Source organism: Nakamurella multipartita DSM 44233 (assembly GCF_000024365.1).
Classification (GTDB): Bacteria; Actinomycetota; Actinomycetes; order Mycobacteriales; family Nakamurellaceae; genus Nakamurella; species Nakamurella multipartita.
Genome location: NC_013235.1, coordinates 3,444,965 through 3,461,714 on the forward strand (window position 1 = coordinate 3,444,965; position 16,750 = coordinate 3,461,714).

The 16,750-nt window shown below is 71.5% G+C and carries 20 protein-coding genes; 6 read left to right on the top strand and 14 right to left on the bottom strand.

All coding sequences use genetic code 11. The features are described from left to right. Positions 1-503 precede the first annotated feature (503 nt). Positions 504-785, bottom strand: a complete 282-nt coding sequence (locus NAMU_RS15430) for an isoamylase early set domain-containing protein (RefSeq protein ID WP_015748325.1) — start codon at positions 783-785, stop codon at positions 504-506. Between the two features lie 293 nt (positions 786-1,078). On the opposite strand from NAMU_RS15430, the gene NAMU_RS15435 reads away from it, so the two are divergent. Together NAMU_RS15435 and NAMU_RS15440 are read left to right on the top strand one after the other, a co-directional pair. Next, a complete protein-coding gene (locus tag NAMU_RS15435; RefSeq protein WP_015748326.1) occupies positions 1,079-1,993 on the top strand; it encodes an SGNH/GDSL hydrolase family protein in 915 nt (304 codons plus the stop codon). Positions 1,994-2,010: 17 nt separating this feature from the next. Further along, entirely contained in the window at positions 2,011-3,231 is a 1,221-nt protein-coding gene (locus NAMU_RS15440; RefSeq protein ID WP_015748327.1) for an alpha/beta hydrolase family protein, read from the top strand. Here NAMU_RS15440 and NAMU_RS15445 read toward each other — a convergent pair. The 11 genes from NAMU_RS15445 to NAMU_RS15495 form a co-directional block, all read right to left on the bottom strand. Further along, positions 3,228-3,728, bottom strand: a complete 501-nt coding sequence (locus NAMU_RS15445; RefSeq protein WP_015748328.1) for a protein-tyrosine phosphatase family protein — start codon at positions 3,726-3,728, stop codon at positions 3,228-3,230. The two genes, NAMU_RS15440 and NAMU_RS15445, sit on opposite strands and share 4 nt — an antisense overlap. Then, complete coding sequence (locus NAMU_RS15450; protein ID WP_015748329.1) at positions 3,725-4,969, bottom strand: cysteine desulfurase-like protein; 1,245 nt, start codon at positions 4,967-4,969, stop codon at positions 3,725-3,727. The genes NAMU_RS15445 and NAMU_RS15450 overlap by 4 nt, the downstream gene beginning before the upstream one ends. A 2-nt stretch (positions 4,970-4,971) precedes the next feature. Then, the gene (locus NAMU_RS15455) at positions 4,972-5,289 is read right to left on the bottom strand and encodes a DUF2469 domain-containing protein (protein ID WP_015748330.1); all 318 of its coding nucleotides are present in this window, start codon (positions 5,287-5,289) and stop codon (positions 4,972-4,974) included. 13 nt (positions 5,290-5,302) lie between these two features. Beyond that, complete coding sequence (locus NAMU_RS15460) at positions 5,303-6,037, bottom strand: ribonuclease HII (protein ID WP_015748331.1); 735 nt, start codon at positions 6,035-6,037, stop codon at positions 5,303-5,305. A gap of 7 nt (positions 6,038-6,044) precedes the next feature. Continuing rightward, positions 6,045-6,863: a signal peptidase I gene (gene lepB / locus NAMU_RS15465; protein WP_015748332.1), complete on the bottom strand. Its 819-nt coding sequence runs from the start codon at positions 6,861-6,863 to the stop codon at positions 6,045-6,047. Positions 6,864-6,890: 27 nt separating this feature from the next. Then, entirely contained in the window at positions 6,891-7,241 is a 351-nt protein-coding gene (gene rplS / locus NAMU_RS15470) for a 50S ribosomal protein L19 (protein ID WP_015748333.1), read from the bottom strand. A 61-nt stretch (positions 7,242-7,302) separates the two neighbouring features. Beyond that, complete coding sequence (gene trmD, locus NAMU_RS15475; protein WP_015748334.1) at positions 7,303-7,992, bottom strand: tRNA (guanosine(37)-N1)-methyltransferase TrmD; 690 nt, start codon at positions 7,990-7,992, stop codon at positions 7,303-7,305. A gap of 2 nt (positions 7,993-7,994) precedes the next feature. Continuing rightward, entirely contained in the window at positions 7,995-8,498 is a 504-nt protein-coding gene (rimM, locus tag NAMU_RS15480; RefSeq protein WP_015748335.1) for a ribosome maturation factor RimM, read from the bottom strand. A gap of 16 nt (positions 8,499-8,514) precedes the next feature. Further along, positions 8,515-8,748: an RNA-binding protein gene (locus NAMU_RS15485; protein WP_015748336.1), complete on the bottom strand. Its 234-nt coding sequence runs from the start codon at positions 8,746-8,748 to the stop codon at positions 8,515-8,517. A 2-nt stretch (positions 8,749-8,750) separates the two neighbouring features. Next, positions 8,751-9,185, bottom strand: a complete 435-nt coding sequence (gene rpsP, locus NAMU_RS15490) for a 30S ribosomal protein S16 (protein WP_015748337.1) — start codon at positions 9,183-9,185, stop codon at positions 8,751-8,753. A gap of 124 nt (positions 9,186-9,309) precedes the next feature. Then, positions 9,310-10,134 carry a siderophore-interacting protein gene (locus NAMU_RS15495; protein WP_041369022.1) on the bottom strand — a complete coding sequence of 275 codons (825 nt, stop codon included), beginning with the start codon at positions 10,132-10,134 and terminating at the stop codon, positions 9,310-9,312. Between the two features lie 46 nt (positions 10,135-10,180). On the opposite strand from NAMU_RS15495, the gene NAMU_RS15500 reads away from it, so the two are divergent. From NAMU_RS15500 to NAMU_RS15515, 4 genes are read left to right on the top strand one after another with little or no spacing between them, the layout of a single operon-like run. Next, positions 10,181-11,179, top strand: coding sequence for a FecCD family ABC transporter permease (locus tag NAMU_RS15500; protein WP_015748339.1), 999 nt, complete (start codon positions 10,181-10,183; stop codon positions 11,177-11,179). After that, entirely contained in the window at positions 11,180-12,217 is a 1,038-nt protein-coding gene (locus tag NAMU_RS15505; RefSeq protein ID WP_015748340.1) for a FecCD family ABC transporter permease, read from the top strand. Continuing rightward, the gene (locus NAMU_RS15510; RefSeq protein WP_015748341.1) at positions 12,214-13,023 is read left to right on the top strand and encodes an ABC transporter ATP-binding protein; all 810 of its coding nucleotides are present in this window, start codon (positions 12,214-12,216) and stop codon (positions 13,021-13,023) included. Before NAMU_RS15505 ends, NAMU_RS15510 begins: the two co-directional genes overlap by 4 nt. Next, the gene (locus tag NAMU_RS15515) at positions 13,020-14,060 is read left to right on the top strand and encodes an ABC transporter substrate-binding protein (RefSeq protein ID WP_015748342.1); all 1,041 of its coding nucleotides are present in this window, start codon (positions 13,020-13,022) and stop codon (positions 14,058-14,060) included. The genes NAMU_RS15510 and NAMU_RS15515 overlap by 4 nt, the downstream gene beginning before the upstream one ends. Positions 14,061-14,063: 3 nt before the next feature. Here NAMU_RS15515 and NAMU_RS15520 read toward each other — a convergent pair whose 3' ends face one another. Both NAMU_RS15520 and ffh read right to left on the bottom strand, forming a co-directional pair. Further along, complete coding sequence (locus tag NAMU_RS15520; RefSeq protein WP_015748343.1) at positions 14,064-15,143, bottom strand: amidohydrolase family protein; 1,080 nt, start codon at positions 15,141-15,143, stop codon at positions 14,064-14,066. Next, positions 15,140-16,687, bottom strand: a complete 1,548-nt coding sequence (gene ffh, locus NAMU_RS15525) for a signal recognition particle protein (RefSeq protein WP_015748344.1) — start codon at positions 16,685-16,687, stop codon at positions 15,140-15,142. Before ffh ends, NAMU_RS15520 begins: the two co-directional genes overlap by 4 nt. Between the last annotated feature and the right edge of the window lie 63 nt (positions 16,688-16,750).

Sequence of the window (16,750 nt, forward strand, 5' to 3'; positions counted from 1 at the left end):
GCAATGGGCGAGAATGTGGACAACTTCAAGCATGGGGACAACTCCCGCGGGGCGAACTGAACGCCTGGCCGGATGGTCGGCACGGCGACCGGCGACCCGCGGTGGCCACATCCACGATTTCCCGCGATCGATTTCCGGTCGGGTTCGCCGGCGGACAAGTCGTGCCGGGCAATGCGTCCCACGACGGAGCTAGTTCACCGCCCGCTCCTGCTTTTGCGCGGACCCGGCCGATGCCGGGGCAATCTGGAGCAGCGGTCGACGCGATTGTTGATGGCGTCACAAAGTCGCATCAATGATTGGAGTCGACCGGTCGCGGCGGGGATGGCGGCCTTCTTCACGCCAATCCGCGCGTTCTGCCGGGTCCTTCCGATGAACGGGTCGGAAGGTGAACCCGGCGTCACCAACCGGCTCTCTGCCGCGACCAGGCCGCCGGATGAGCCGCATCGGGCCGGCGGGCGCCCGGATCACCAGGACCCGGGCGCCGGCCCGTCGGTACGGGAAACTCAGGCCTTGACCAGAGTGCCTTCGTGCGTGACGACCTCGGCATCCGGGTCGTCGAACCAGACCCCGCCGTCGCCCAGGTAGCGGAAGCAGATCTCCTGTCCCGCAGGAACTTCCACGCTGACACTGCGAGTTCCGTTGCTGCGCTTGACCAACTTGTGCGCGCCCGGCTGCCAATCGTTGAAGGTACCGACGGCCGAGACGACGCCCGGATGAATCTCGTCGGGGAGAACGAACATCACCTTGGTGGTGGTCGCGGACTTCTTCTGTATGCGGATTGCCACTTTTCTTCCATCGGGTACGTCAGGCGCCGGTCGGCGCGGGAACGGACGGCTTAAGAATACCGGGCCAGGAGGGCTCCGACGACCAGGGACACGACCCGGCAACCAACTCGAAACCTGCTCGACGCCGGGGCTCGCCAAACACATGATCATTAAGGTTCCGACGCCATTCCGCCGGGCCGGAAAGACCATTGTTGACCAAGCCGGAATCGAAAGAGGAAGCGGTGCAGCATCTCTCCGGCCACCACCGATCGGCCCATGGACAAACCGGACGAAACGGAGCAGGCTCACCACCCGTGAGACACCGTCGGCTGGTCCGGATCCTTGTCGCGTTCGTCGTCGCCGCGATCACCGCGGGGGTGATGGCGACCTCGGCGGCCGCAGCCGGCCCGCACCGGTACCAGCCGCCGGACCTGGTCGCCATCGGCGACTCGTTCGCCGCGGGCACCGGCAATGTGCCCTACCAGCCGGACGACGGCGAGTGCGATCGGTCCGCCTCAGCGGCGTCCAGCGAACTGCTGGCCCGGCTGCGGTTGGTGACCTTGCAAGCCTTCAGGGCCTGCCAGGGGGCCAAGACCACCGATGTCATCGCGCAAGGCCAACTCACGGCGATCACGGCCGATACCGATGTGGTGACCGTCCAGGCCCTGGGCAACGACCTGGGGTTCGGCGCTCTGGTCGCGTATTGCCTCGACGCCGTGCCGCAGAACCCCGGCGTGACCTGCCACCGGAACCAGGTCATGCTCCCCCTCGGCGGGATCACCGTGCAGCAACTGCTCGACAGCATCCCGAATCGTGCTCCGGCTGCGCTCGACGGCCTGTACGACGCGATCGACACCCGGATCGACGCGGTCCACGCCAAGGCGAAGGTCATCGCGGTCGATTACGGCAATCCCTTCCCGGATCCGTCGGGATGGGTCGGGCCACTGTGCCCGTACATGGACGCCGAGGAACTGGGCGTCGCCACCGACTTCGCCAACGGCCTGAACGTGGCCCTCCAACAGGCCGCCGCCCGCCACGGATTCGCCTTCGCCAACGCGGCGCCGCGGTTCCGCGGCCTGGACGTGTGCGGCTTCGCTTCGGCCTTCTACCGACCACCGGGCTTTCCTGGTGCCCCCTCGCTTCCCGAGGGCGCCCGAGGGGTGCTACACCCCAACAAGGCCGGTCAGGGCATCTACGCCGCTGTGCTGGCCGGACGCCTGTCGTTCTGAGCTGCCAGACTGGCCGGGTGAATCCCCGGAGCCGCTGGATCGCTGCGCTGGCCACCGCCGGCCTGCTGCTGGGCGGCTGCGCGCAGTCGACCGACTCCCGGTTGGAGCAGGGGGCGCTGGAGGAGGCGACCGAGCAGTCGTTCTACGCGCTGCCCGACCCGATCCCGGCTGGCGGTCCGGGTGAGGTGGTCCGCACCGAACAGCTGCAGTCGGCCCCGGCCGGCACCATCGCCTGGCGGGTCATGTACCACTCCACCGACGTCACCGGGGCGTCGATCCTGACCTCGGCGGTGGTGATCGCACCGACCGCGCCGTGGCCCGGCGGGGGTCCGCGGCCGGTGGTGGCCTGGGGTCATCCGACGACCGGGATGGCCGGCCACTGCGCGCCCTCGACCGGCGTCGATCCGTTCGACCTGATCGAGGGCATGACCGATCTGCTGAACGCCGGCTACGCGGTCGCCGCGGCCGACTACCCGGGGATGGGGGTGGCCGGTCCCGACGCCTACCTGGTGGGGGTCAGCGAGGGCAACAGCGTGCTGGATGCGGTCCGCGCCGCGCAGCACATCGAGCAGACGGGCGCCACCGCGGCCGGTGACGTGCTGCTGTGGGGGCATTCGCAGGGCGGCCATGCGGTGCTGTTCGCCGCGCAGCAGGCGGCCGGCTACGCCCCGGAGTTGAAGGTGCGGGCGGCCGCGGTGGCCGCGCCCGCGACCGAGCTCGGCGCCCTGCTCAACGACGACATCGGCGACGTCTCCGGGGTGTCCCTTGGCTCCTATGCGTTCCAGACCTACCAGAGCGTCTACGGGCCGAGCATCCCCGGGATGAGCCTGACCCAGGTGCTCACCGATGCCGGCGCCGCGGCCACGCCGCAGATGGCGGCGCTGTGCCTGATCGGCCAGAACAGCGAGCTGCACGCGATCGCCGGGCCGCTGGTCGGCCAGTACCTGCGCAGCGACCCGACCACGACGGCGCCGTGGTCGGACATCCTCGCGCAGAACACCCCGGGCGGCGTGCCGATCACCGTGCCGCTGCTGGTCGCCCAGGGCGAGGCCGACGAGTTGGTGCATCCGGCAGCGACGCAGCAGTTCGTGACGCAGCAGTGCGCCAAGGCCGCGCACGTGATCTTCAAGCAGTTCCCGGGCATCGGGCACGGCGAGATCGCGCTCACCGCCCTGCCGGACGTGCTGAGCTTCTTCGCCGCGGTGCGGGCCGGCTCGACCCCGGCCAGCACCTGTTAGGCCGGCGGCTCCCGCAGCCAGCGTTCGAAGGCCGGATTGCACAGGCAGGCGGGCGAGCGCTTCTCCCGGATCAGGGTGATCGCCTCATCAGCGCTCATCCCCTCGAGCACCAGGGCCCGCGCCGCGACCAGGCTGGACCGGTTGAGCCCGGCCTGGCAGTGCACCAGGGTCGGGGCGCCGCGCCGGCAGGTGTTCACCCAGGAGGCGATCGCGTCCACCTGATCCATCGCCTGATTGGTCTGGTCGTACATCCGGACCTCGAGCCGCGAGTCCAGGTCGTGCTTGACCGTGTACTGCTCCCACGGATAGAGCGAGACCAGGTGCCCGATGAACTCGGGCAGCACCAGACCGTCCTCGCAGCCGCCGAGCCACAGGTTGTCGGTGATCTCGCTGATGAACGGCACGTCGAAGGACATCAGCCCGTGCGCCGAGATCCCGGCCATTCGCTGCCGCCGCGGGTCGAACGCGATCTCGATGCGGGACGGGTCGATGCTCACGACAGGAACTCTGCCAGTCCGGCCAGCAGCCGGTCCACGTCGTCGTCGTCCACGTACGGCGCCAACCCCACCCGCAACCCGCCGCCGTCACCCAGGCCCAGCGCCCGGGACGCCTCGATCGCGTAGAACGAGCCGGCCGGCGCGTTGATCCCGCGTTCGGCCAGGAAGTGGTACGCCGCCGTCGGGGCGTGCTCGGCGAAGGTCAGCAGCAGGGTCGGGGTGCGCCGGGCCGCCCGCGAGTGCACGGTCACGCCCGGCAGTTCGGCCAGCCCGGCCTCGATGCGCCGGCGCAGCCGCTGCTCGTGCTCGTCCACCGCTGTCAACGCCGCGACCAACTGCTGGCGGCGGTCGCCGGCCACCCGGTGCGCCTGGCCGGCCAACGTGGCCAGGAAGTCCACCGCGGCGGTGGTGCCGGCCAGCAGCTCGTACGGCAGGGTGCCCAGCTCGCAGCGTTCGGGTACCGCGTCGGAGGAGGGCAGCAGCTTGTCCGGGTGCAGCGTCTGGAGCAGGTCGACCCGGCCGGCCAGCACCCCGCAGTGCGGCCCCAGGAACTTGTACGGCGAGCAGACCAGCAGGTCGGCGCCCAGGGCGACCGCGTCGAGCGGAACGTGCGCGGCGGCGTGCACGGCGTCGACGTAGGTCAGCGCGCCGACCTCATGCGCCGCCCGGGTGATGGCCGGGACGTCCGGCCGGGTGCCGAGCAGGTTGGAGGCCGCGGTGACGGCCACCAGCCGGGTCCGTGGGGTGATCACCGCCTGCACCGCCTCGGCCGGCAGCTCGCCGGTGGCCGGATCGAACTCGGCCCAGCGGACGCTCACCCCGGCCCGGTCCGCGGCGATCAGCCACGGCCGGATGTTCGCGTCGTGGTCCAGCCGGGTCACCACGATCTCGTCACCGGGCGCCCAGCCGGCGGCCAGCGTGCGGGCGACGTCGAAGGTCAGCGCGGTCATGCTGCGGCCGAAGACGATGCCGTCGGGGTCGGCGCCCAGCAGGTCGGCCATCGCCGCCCGGGCGGCCAGCACCGTGTCGTCGGCCACCCGCTCGGCCGCGGTCACCCGGCCCCGGTTGGCCACGCCGGCGGTCAGCGTCCCGGCCACCGCCCGGGCGACCACGTCGGGCACCTGGGAGCCACCGGGCCCGTCGAAGTAGGCCACGCCCAGCTCCAGGGCGGGAAAGTGCGCGCGCAGGGCTGCTGTATCGATCGGGGTATCGATCGGGGTATCGATCGGGGTCTCGGTCATGGTCAGAACTGCGGATCTTCGGGCAGCCGCAGGTCCGGCTTGTCCAGCTCCTCGACGTTGACGTCCTTGAAGGTGACCACCCGGACGTTCTTGACGAACCGGGCCGGCCGGTACATGTCCCACACCCAGGCGTCGGACATCCGTAGCTCGAAGTACATGTCGCCCTCGGGGTTGCGGACCTGCAGATCGACCGCGTTGCACAGGTAGAACCGGCGTTCGGTCTCCACGACGAAGGAGAACTGGCCGACGATGTCGCGATACTCCCGGTAGAGCTGCAACTCCATCTCGGTCTCGTACTGCTCGAGATCCTCGGCACTCACGCGCGCACCCCGTTCACGAGAACATCATCCCTTCGGCCACCTGTTCCCCGCACGGTAGCCGCCAGCTGCGCCGGTGCACGGCACATGGCCCGTGTTCGCGCAGCGCGGCCAGGTGTTCGGGGGTGCCGTACCCCTTGTTGACCGCGAACCCGTAGGCCGGGTAGTCGGGTCCGAGCCCGGTCAGGATCGCGTCCCGTTCGGTCTTGGCCAGCACGCTGGCCCCGGCCACCGCGGCACAGGTCATGTCCGCCTTGATCCGCACGTGCACGGCCGGCTCCGGGTCGGCCGGCGCGACCGCCTCGGCGGCAACCTCGAACAACGGCGCGGCCAGCGGGTCGGGGGCGGCGGCCGGAGCGGCCGGCTCCCGCAGGTAGTTGTGGTTGCCGTCGAGCAGGATGGCGTCCACCGGCCCGGACAGCTCGGCCAACGCCCGCCGGCCGGCGGTGCGCAGGGCGGCGATGATGCCGATCGCGTCGATCTCGTCGGCGCTGGCGTGGCCGACCGCGTACTCCTGCACCCACCGGCGCACCGGCGCGACCAGCCGTTGCCGGGCCTCCGGGGTGAGCAGTTTGGAGTCGGCCAGCCCGGGCGGCACCCGCCTGACCTCGGGGGTGACCACGACCACCCCGACGCTGACCGGACCGGCCAGCGCGCCGCGGCCGACCTCGTCCATCGCGGCCAGCCGGGTCACGCCGTCGCGCATGAGCTGCTTTTCCACCCGCAGGTGCGGGCGCCGGACCGTCACCATCGAGCCGTCACCACCCGGCGTCCAGATCGGGGGACGAGATGGTGCCCCAGCGGGACGGTGGCATGACGATGAACACCGCCTTGCCGATGACGTTGTCGACCGGGATGGGCCCCTGGCACTGGGCGCCGCTGCCCGCGGGCAACCCCTGGCACTGGTAGGAGGAGTCGGCCGAGTCGGACCGGTGATCGCCCATCACCCACAACTGCCCGTCGGGCACGGTGATCGGGCCGAAGCAGCGCCGGGACATCTGCGTGGTGGTGCAGTCCAGCTGGCCGGGGATGAACTCGATCGGCTCGTAGATGTAGGGCTCGTCGAGCGAATGGCCGTTGACGACGACGTTGCCGGTGCTGTCGCAGCACATGACGGTCTGCCCGCCGGTGGCGATGACCCGCTTGACGTAGTCCTTCTCGTTCGGCGGGGCGATGCCGACCACCGAACCCAGGGACTGCACGACCTGACCGAACCAGTTGGACGGACCCGGGATGCGGGCCTCCGGCGCCCAGGTGGGCGGGCCGGAGAACACGATCACGTCACCGGGCTGCGGATCGCCGAAGTCGTAGACGACCTTGTTGGCCAGGATCCGGTCCCCGCCCGAGGTCGTGCCGTGCAGCGTCTGCTCCATCGACCCGGACGGGACGTAGTAGACCTTCGCGATGAAGGTCTGGATCAGAAACGTCAACCCGAACGCGATCACGATCAGGATCGGTAGCTCGACCCAGAACGGCCGCTTCTTCTTCGGCGGCTTGCCGGCCTTCGCCGGCTCATCGGCCGGCGTCGCCCGTTCGGTCAGGGTCGGCTCGTCGTCCTCGGAGCCGGATTCGCTCATTCGGTCGTCAACCGGACCCGGGGCAGGTCAGCGGCCTTCGCGCTTTTCCTTGATCTTGGCGGCCTTGCCGCGCAGATCGCGCAGGTAGTACAGCTTGGCCCGACGCACGTCACCGCGGGTGACCAGCTCGATCCGGTCCAGGTTCGGCGAGTGCACCGGGAAGGTGCGCTCCACGCCGACGCCGAAGCTGATCTTGCGCACGGTGAAGGTCTCGCGCACGCCGCCGCCCTGGCGGCGGATGACGTGGCCGGCGAAGACCTGGATCCGGGAGCGGTTGCCCTCGATGACCTTGACGTGGACCTTGACGGTGTCGCCGGGCCGGAAGTCAGGAATGTCGGACCGCAGCGAGGCAGCGTCGAGTTCGTCCAGCGTGTTCATGGAAATCCTTAATCACAAGTCGTCAGGGCAACCGCTCCATTGTGCCAGAGCGGACACCGGTTCATTGAATCAGCAGGTCCGGGCGGTTCTCGGTGGTTCGCCGCCGCGATTGTTCCGCTCGCCACGCGGCCACCGCCGCGTGGTCGCCACTGGTGAGCACCGCCGGCACGGGCAGTCCCCGATACACCGGCGGCCGGGTGTAGGACGGCGCCTCGACCAGGTCGGCCAGGTCCCCGGCGAACGAGTCCTGCACCGCCGACTCCGGGTTGCCCAGCACGCCGGGCAGCAGCCGGGTGACCGCCTCGACGATCACCATGGTCGCCACCTCGCCGCCGGCCAGCACGTAGTCGCCGATGCTCAGTTCCCGCACCGGCATCCTGCTCGCCGCGTCCTGCACGAAGCGCTGGTCGATCCCCTCGTACCGGCCACAGGCGAACACCAGGTGCGCGCAGCCGGCCAGTTCGGCGGCCACCGGCTGGGTGAACCGGCGCCCGGCCGGTGTGGGCACCACCAGCGTGCTGCTCGGCTGCGCCACCGCGTCGAGCGCCCGCCCCCACACGTCCGGCTTCATCACCATGCCCGGTCCCCCGCCGTACGGGGCGTCGTCCACCGTGCGATGCCGGTCGGTGGCCCAGTCCCGCAGGTCGTGCACGGCCAGGTCGACCCGCCCGTCGGCGATGGCCTTGCCCAGCAGCGATTCCCGCAGCGGCGCCAGGTAGGCCGGGAAGATCGTGATGACGTCCAGGCGCATGATCAGGCGAACATTCCCTCGGGCGGATCGACGACCAGGTAGGACTGCGCCAGGTCGACGGTGGGCACCAGCGCCCGCACGAACGGCACCGCTTCGTCCGATCCGTCCGGGCGTCGGACCAGCAGCACCGGCGAGGCCGGCGGGTGCCAGACCTCCACCACTTTGCCCAGGTCCTGCCCGGACGGATCCCGGACCGCCAGCCCGATCAGCTGGTGGTCGTAGAACTCGTCCGGGTCGTCGGACTCGGGCAACGTTTCCGCGGGAACGGTCAGGGACGTGCCCCGCAACGCCTCGGCGGCGTCGCGGTCCTCGATCCCCTCGAACCGCAGCAGCAGCACCCCGCCGGAGCGCCGGCGGGTCACCACGGTCAACGGACCCCGGTCGGGATCCGTGCCCAGCACCGACCCGGCCGCGAACCGCGCGTCCGGATCATCGGTGTTGACCGCGATCGTGACGTCGCCGCGCAGCCCGTGCGGGCGGCCGATCCGGCCGACCACGACCTCCATCGCGGGGTCGCGGTCGCTAGCGATCGGTGTCGACGACGTCGACCCGAATGCCGCGACCACCGATGGCGGTCATCACGGTGCGCAGTGCGGTGGCCGTGCGGCCGCCGCGGCCGATGACCTTGCCCAGGTCGTCGGGGTGCACCCGGATCTGCAGGGTGCGCCCGCGACGACCGGTGGTCATCTCGACGCTGACGTCGTCATCGTGGTCGACGATGCCCCGGACCAGGTGCTCCAGGGCGTCCTCGAGCATCGTCACGACGCGTCGGTGCTCTCGGCCGCCGGGGCCTCGTCGGCCGCCGCCTTGGCCTTGCGCCGCGGGGTGGTCGCCGAGTTGTCCGCGTCGCCGCCGATGGCCGCGATGGCCGCCTCGTACAGCGCGCGCTTGTCGGCCTTGACCGGCTGCGGCTTGAGGGTGCCCTCGGCGCCCGGCAGGCCCTTGAACTTCTGCCAGTCGCCGGTCACCTTGAGCAGGCCGAGCACCGGCTCGGTCGGCTGCGCGCCGACGCCCAACCAGTACTGGACCCGCTCGGAGTCGACCTCGATGAGGCTGGGCTCGGACTTCGGCTGGTACAGGCCGATGTTCTCGATGGTCCGGCCGGCGCGACGGGTCCGCGAATCGGCGACGACGATGCGGTAGTGCGGCTCGCGGATCTTTCCGAAGCGAGCGAGCTTGATCTTGACAGCCACTGTGGTGCAGTGCTCCTTGCGGTGTTGACAGGGCGGCGGGGCCGGGCCGCGTGGGGGCAGCAGTCCGAACACACCAATGGCGGCCGCGAGTGGTGAGAGGGTCCGCTCGGCGACCGTAACCGAATCAGTGTAGTCGATGCTTCCAGAATCCCGAGAACGTGATCCGCGCGGCGGGCAGTCCGGCGGCGCGCAGCGCCCGTCGACCACCGGTGGCCAGGGCGGCCTCGCCGACCACGAAGCCGTAGTCCTGCGGCGCCGGGGCGCCGCCGTTGACCACCGCGGCCCGCAACCGGGCCAGGGCGGCGGCGCCCGGTCCCTCGACGGTCCGGGTCACCCAGCTGACCCGCATCCCACCGGGGGCGGCCAGGTCCTCGACGTCGTCGGCGTGCGGCACCTCGACGATCGCGGTCCCCCGGGTGTGTTCGGGCAGGTCGCGCAGGATGCCGCGCAGACCGGGCAGGCCGGTCTCGTCGGCGGCCAGGTGCACGGCGGTCGCGTCCGCGGGCGGATCGAACAGCGGCCCCTGGTCTAGGATCGCCAGTTCGCTGCCCGGGGCGGTGCTGGCGGCCCACTGGGCGACGGGTCCGGCCAGCTCGCCGGTCCCCTCGTCCCAGTGCAGCACGACGTCGATGTCCAGCTCGGTGTGCTCGCCGCGGCGGCGGACATCGACCACCGTGTAGTTGCTGCAATGGGGTCGCCGATCCTCGGGGATATCCAGGTAGGGCTGCCACCAGACCCGGCCGCGGACCTGCGGCAGCACCAGCGGCGCCCCCGGCCGGGGCGGCAGGAACAGCCGGAACCAGTGGTCGAAACCGGCGTAGGAGAAGCCCGCCAGCTCCGGCCCGCCGATGGTCACGCGCTGGAAGGAGGGCGAGCGGCGCACGCTGCGCACCACCCGGGCGCGCAGCAGCTGGGGGTGGGTGGGCATGAGGCGGGGATATCGGGCCATGCGACCGAGGGTAAGGGCTGACGTTAGGCGAGGCTACGCTTGGTCGGTGCTTCGTTCCTCCACCCGGCGACGTCCACTGCTGGCGCTGCTGCTCGCCCTGGCCGCGGCCGGCGCGCTGAGCCTGCTGCTGGGCAGCAACCTGCTCGACGCCGGCACCGTGCTCGAGCGGCTGGTCGACCCCACCCTGGACACCGATGCCGTCGTCTGGGGCTCCCGGGTGCCGCGAACCGTGCTCGGCGTGCTCGTCGGGTGCTGCCTGGGCGTGGCCGGTGCGGTGATGCAGGGCCAGACCCGCAACCCGCTGGCCGACCCGGGCATCTTCGGTGTCTCGGCCGGGGCGAGCCTGGCCGTGGTGATCGGCGTCTACCTGTTGGGGGCCAGCTCGGTGCTGACCACGCTGTGGCTGGCCTTGGCCGGCGCCGTCGTGGCCAGCGTGGTGGTCTTCGCGGTCGCGGCGATGGGGCGGGGCCTGTCCAGCCCGGTCCCGCTGGCCATCGCCGGTACCGCGGTGACCGCGCTGCTGATCGCGCTGACCTCGTACCTGGTGCTCAGCGACCAGAAGACGCTGGCCGCCTACCGGATCTGGGTCGTCGGGTCGCTGTCCGGCCGCACCCTGACCGGCATCTGGGCGGCCGTCGCGTTCGCCGGCGTCGGGCTGGTGCTCGCGCTGGCCAACGCCCGGGCGCTGAATTCGCTGGCTCTGGGCACCGAGCTGGCCCACGGGCTGGGCGAGAACCTGGTGCGGGCCCGGGTGGTCGGGCTGGCGGCGATCACCCTGCTCACCGCGGCCGCGGTGGCGCTCACCGGTCCGATCGGATTCGTCGGCCTGACCGCCCCGCACCTGGCCCGCTCCCTGGTCGGCTCCGACCACCGCTGGCTGCTGCCCGCCTCCGGGCTGATCGGTGGGATCGTGCTGCTGGCCTGCGACGTGGTCGGCCGGCTGATCGGCGGCAACGGCGAGGTGCCGGTCGGAGTGGTGCTCTCGGTGCTCGGCGGCATCTGTTTCGTGCTGATCGTGCGGCGCGGCCGGATGGCGGTGCTGTAGATGCTGGCTCCCGCCCGATCCCGCCGCGACACCCGCGTACTGGTGGTGACGGTGGCCACTCTGGCGGCCCTGCTGCCGGTGCTGGTACTGGCCATCGCGGCCGGCTCGTCCCAGCTGGGCCTGGGCGACGTGGTGCGCACGCTGATCGGCGCCGGCACCCCGTCGCAGGAGCTGATCGTGCTCGAACTGCGGTTGCCCCGGGTGCTGTGCGGGGCGCTGGTCGGCGCCGCCCTTGGGCTGGCCGGGGCCCTGACCCAGACGTTCGCGCGCAACCCGCTGGCCACCCCGGACATTCTCGGCGTGACCTCCGGCGCCGCATTGGGCGCGGTCGCGGCGATCGTGCTGGCCGGGGGCAGCTATTCGGTCGGCGCCGGGGCGCTCACCCTGGGGTTGCCCGCGGCCGCCGCGATTGGCGCCCTGGGCACCGCCGCGGTGGTGTACGGGCTGTCCTGGCGCAGCGGCGTGGACAGTTACCGGCTGATCCTGGTCGGCATCGGCGCCACCGCGGCGCTCACCGGCGTGACCAGCTTCCTGATCGCCCGGGCCCAGCTCACCGAGGCCTCGACCGCCGCCCAGTGGCTGGTCGGCAGCCTGTCCGGAGTGTCCTGGGCCAGCGTCTGGCCGGTCCTGGTGGCGGTAGCGGTGCTCACCCCGATCGCGCTGACCCAGTCGTCGACCCTGTCGGTGAGCCTGCTCGGCGACGACGTGTCGACCGGGCTCGGCGTGGCCGTGCAGCGCCACCGGCTGGTGATCGTCGCCTGCGCCGTGCTGCTCACCGCGGCGGCGGTGTCGGCCGCCGGGCCCATCGAGTTCGTGGCCTTCGTGTCCCCGCAGATCGTCCGCCGGCTGGCCGGCACCGCCCGGCCCCCGCTGCTCGCCTCGGCGGTGGTGGGTGCGCTGGTCGTGGTCGGCGCCGACACGTTGTCCCGCACCGTGCTGCCCGGCGAGGTGCCGGTCGGCATCGTCACCGCCGTCATCGGCGCGCCGTATCTGATCTGGCTGCTCACGCGGCGCAAGGACCGGGAGATGCTCACATGACCGTCACCACCACCCCGGCGCTGGCCGCGCGCGGCGTCACCCTGGCCTACGACCAGGCCGTGGTGTTCCGCGAGCTGGACCTGAGTATCGAGCCGGGTCGGGTCACCACCCTGATCGGCGCGAACGGCAGCGGCAAGTCCACCCTGCTCAAGGCCTTCGGCCGGTTGCTGACCCCGAGCGCCGGCGGCATCGAGCTGGACGGGGCACCGGCGCGCTCGCTGCCGACCCGGCAGATCGCCCGGCGGCTGGCGATCCTGCCGCAGAAGCCGCTCACCCCGTCGGCGACCAGCGTGCGGGATCTGGTCTCGCGAGGCCGGCATCCGCACCAGAGCCTGCTGCGGCCCTGGACCGAGCAGGACGCGGCCGCGGTCGCCGACGCGCTGGCCGCGACCGGGATGACCGAGCTCGCCGATCGGGACGCCGCCTCGCTGTCCGGCGGGCAGCTGCAGCGGGCCTGGATCGCGCTGGTGCTGGCCCAACAGACGCCGATCATCCTGCTGGACGAGCCGACCACGTTCCTGGATCTGAGCCACCAGCTCGATGTGCTGCACCTGATCCGGTCGATCAACGCCGAGCGGGGCGCGACGGTGGTGATGGTGCTGCACGACCTGTCGCTGGCCGGCCGGTTCTCCGACCGGCTGGTGGCCGTGGGCCGCGGCCGGGTGCTGGCCGACGGACCGCCGTGGGAGGTACTGACCCCCACGGTGCTGCGGGACGCGTTCGACCTGGACGCGCGGGTGATCGCCGATCCCTGCACCGGGTCGCCGCTGGTTGTGCCTGAGGATAGGCTAACCTACCTTTCGTGAAGGATCTCTCTCTGCGCGGCACCGCCCGCCTCCTGACTGCCCTGCTCGCCGCCGTCCTCGGCGTGACCGCGCTCGCCTCGTGTTCCTCGGGCGCCGCCGCTGCCGATGCCACCACTGGCGCCCCGGCCGGCTCCGGCGCCGCGGCCGCCGAATGGAGCTACACCGACGCCACCGGCACCACCGTGACGCTCCCGCAGCGTCCCGAGCGGATCGCCAGCTACGCCGACTACGCGATCGGCATGTTCGCCTACGGGCTGCGGCCGACCGCGGTCTTCGGCCGGGTCGACGTCGCGACCGATCCCCGCTTCGCCGGCTACGACCTGTCGCAGACCACCGTCGTGGGCAACAGCTACGGCGAGATCGACCTGGAGGCGCTGGCCGCGTCCAAGCCGGACCTGATCGTCACCGGCATCTACCCCACCGACCGCAACGGCACGATCGACAGCACCCAGCCCTACTACGCGTTCGCCGATCTGGAGCAGCAGGCGCAGCTGGCCAAGATCGCCCCGATCGTCGCGATCAAGGTCGGCGGCAACGGCCTGGACGTGATCAAGAGCCTGACCGCGCTGACCGAGGCGCTGGGCGCCTCGCCCGACACCGTCGCGGCCGCCCGGGCCGACTTCGACCGGGCCTCGACCGAGCTGACCGCCGCGGCCACCCAGTCCACTCTCGAGGTCACCCAGATGTACGCCGACGCCGACGGCATCTACGTGGTCAAGCCGGACGACGAGCCGGAGACCCAGCTCTACCAGAGCCTGGGGGTGACCTACACCGACCTGCATCCGGACGGCACCTACTACTGGGACATCTTCAGCTGGGAGAACGTCGGCCAGATGATGACCGGTGACGTGCTGCTGGCCAATGTCGAGGGCTTCCAGCAGGCCGAGCTGGCGGCCCAGCCGACGTTCGCCGCTTCACCCGCGCTGGTCGCCGGCCAGGTCCACACCTGGAACGGCGCCGCCCTGGACTACGCCTCGCAGGCCGTGCAGATGGGCAAGCTGACCGAGATCCTGCGCAGTTCGCAGCAGGTGGCCTGACCCCTACAGCTGTCCCCGCACCACCCGGCCGGCCCTGATGATCAGGGCCGGCCGTTTCAACACGGTCGGATCCTGCGTCGGGTCCTCGTCGAAGACGACCAGGTCGGCCGGGTCGCCCACCTCGGTGCCCGGCACGCCCAGCCACTGCCGGGCCTCGTGCGCGGCCGCGGCCAGGGCCCGGCGCATGCCCAGCACCTGGCCAAGAGCGATCACCTCGTCGGCGATCCGGCCGTGCTCGATGTAACCGCCCGCGTCGGTGCCGGCGTGCACCGCGACCCCGGCATCGACCGCGTCGCGGACCCGGTCCAGGTGCCGCCGGTGCAGGTCCAGCATGTGCGCGGCGTAGGTCGGGAACCGGTTCGCCTGGGCCGCGAACGACGGGAAGTTCTCGATGTTGATCAACGTCGGCACCAGGTGGGTGCCCTGCGCGGCGGCGGTGGCGATGGTCTGCTCGGTCAGCCCGGTGCCGTGCTCGATGCAGTCGACCCCGGCGGCCAGCAGCCCGGGCAGTGCGTCCTCGCCGAAGACGTGCGTGGTCACCCGGCAGCCGGCCGCGTGCGCGACGGCGACCGCCCGGGCCAGCACGTCGTCCGGCCACAGCGGGGCCAGGTCGCCGATGTCCCGGTCGATCCAGTCGCCGACGATCTTGACCCACTGCCCGCTGCCGTACGCGATCTGGCGGGCCACCTCGGCCGGCAGGTCCGCCGGATCATCCAGATCGACGCCCAGGTCCCGGATGTAGCGCTTGACGAAGGCGACATGCCGGCCGGACCGGATCAGCACCGGCAGGTCGTCGCGATCGACCAGCTCGCGGGTGTCCACCGGCGAGCCGCAGTCACGCAGGGCCAGCGCCCCGGCCCGCAGGTTGGCCAGGGCCTGCTGCTCGGCCTCGGCGGGCGTGGCCGGCCCGTGCGGGGAGTACCCGACATGGCAGTGCGCGTCGACGAAGCCGGGCACCACGAAGCCGGTGACGGTCACCGCCTCGGCCGCCGCGCCGTCCACGATCCGGCCGCCGGAGACGGCCAGGTCGACCGGCTCTCCGGTCGTCGGGTCGGTTCCCCGGACCCGCAGGTCCGGGCTCACTGCTTGGGGAACTTGAGCTTCGTCGGATCGAAGTCACCGGGGAACTGATCCAGCCCCGGCATCGCGCCGGGTGCCCCCATCCCCGGCGCGCCCATTCCCGGCGGCAGGGCGCCCATCCCGGGGAAACCGCCCGGCATGCCCTTGACCTTGGGCTGGGTCGGGCCGCGGCCGGTCGTGCGCTTGCCCGACTTGCGCCGGCCCTTGGCCGCCTTGCGGTTGGACGGGCGGGCGCCCGGGAAGCCGAACCGGCCGGCCATTGAGGACATCATCTTGCGCGCCTCGAAGAAGCGTTCCACCAGCGCGTTGACCTGGGACACGGTCGAGCCCGAGCCCCGGGCGATGCGCTGCCGGCGGGAGGCGTTGATGATCTTCGGGTCCTGCCGCTCGGCCGGCGTCATGGACTGGATGATGGCCGCGGTGCGGTCGATGTCGCGGTCGTCGACGTTGGCCAGGGCGTCCTTCATCTGGCCGGCCCCGGGCAGCATGCCCAGCAGCCCGCCGATGGGGCCCATCTTGCGGATCATCATCATCTGCTCGAGGAAGTCCTCGAGGGTGAACTCGTTGCCCGCCATCTTGGCGGCCATCGCCTCGGCCTGGTCGGCCTCGAAGTGCTGCTCGGCCTGCTCGATCAGGGTCAGCATGTCGCCCATGCCCAGGATCCGGGAGGCCATCCGGTCCGGGTGGAAGACGTCGAAATCGGCCAGCTTCTCGCCGGTGGAGGCGAACATGATCGGCTGCCCGGTGACGTGCCGCACGGACAGCGCGGCACCACCGCGGGCGTCGCCGTCGAGCTTGGTCAGCACCACGCCGTTGAAGCCGACGCCGTCGCGGAAGGCCTCCGCGGTGGTGACCGCGTCCTGGCCGACCATCGCGTCGAGCACGAACAGGATCTCCTGCGGCTGGACGGCGTCGCGGATGTCCACGGCCTGCTGCATCATGTCGGCGTCCACGCCCAGCCGGCCGGCGGTGTCCACGATGACGATGTCGTGCAGCCGCACCTTGGCGTGGGCGACACCGGCCCGGGCCACCGCGACCGGGTCGCCCACCCCGTTGCCGGGCTCGGGCGCGAAGACCTGCACGCCGGCCTGCTCGCCGACGATCTGCAGCTGGGTGACCGCGTTGGGGCGCTGCAGGTCGGAGGCGACCAGCAGCGGGGTGTGCCCCTGCCCCTTGAGCCAGAGCGCGAGCTTGCCGGCCAGGGTGGTCTTGCCGGCGCCCTGCAGGCCGGCCAGCATGATCACCGTCGGCGGATTCTTGGCGTAGGTCAGCCGCCGAGTCTCGCCGCCGAGGATCGCGACGAGTTCCTCGTTGACGATTTTGATGATCTGCTGCGCCGGGTTCAGGGCCGCCGAGACGATCACCCCGTTGGCCCGCTCCTTGATCCGCGCGATGAACGCACGGACCACCGGGAGCGCAACGTCGGCCTCCAGCAGCGCGACCCGGATCTCCCGGCACGTGCGGTCGACGTCGGCCGGGGTCAGCCGACCCTTGCCGCGCAGATTGGTGAAGACACCGGACAGCCGGTCAGACAGCGTTTCGAACACTTGGGAATCCTATCGGCCCGGAAAGACTGTTGCGGGTGCGCTCAGTTCGATAGTAGAACTGCT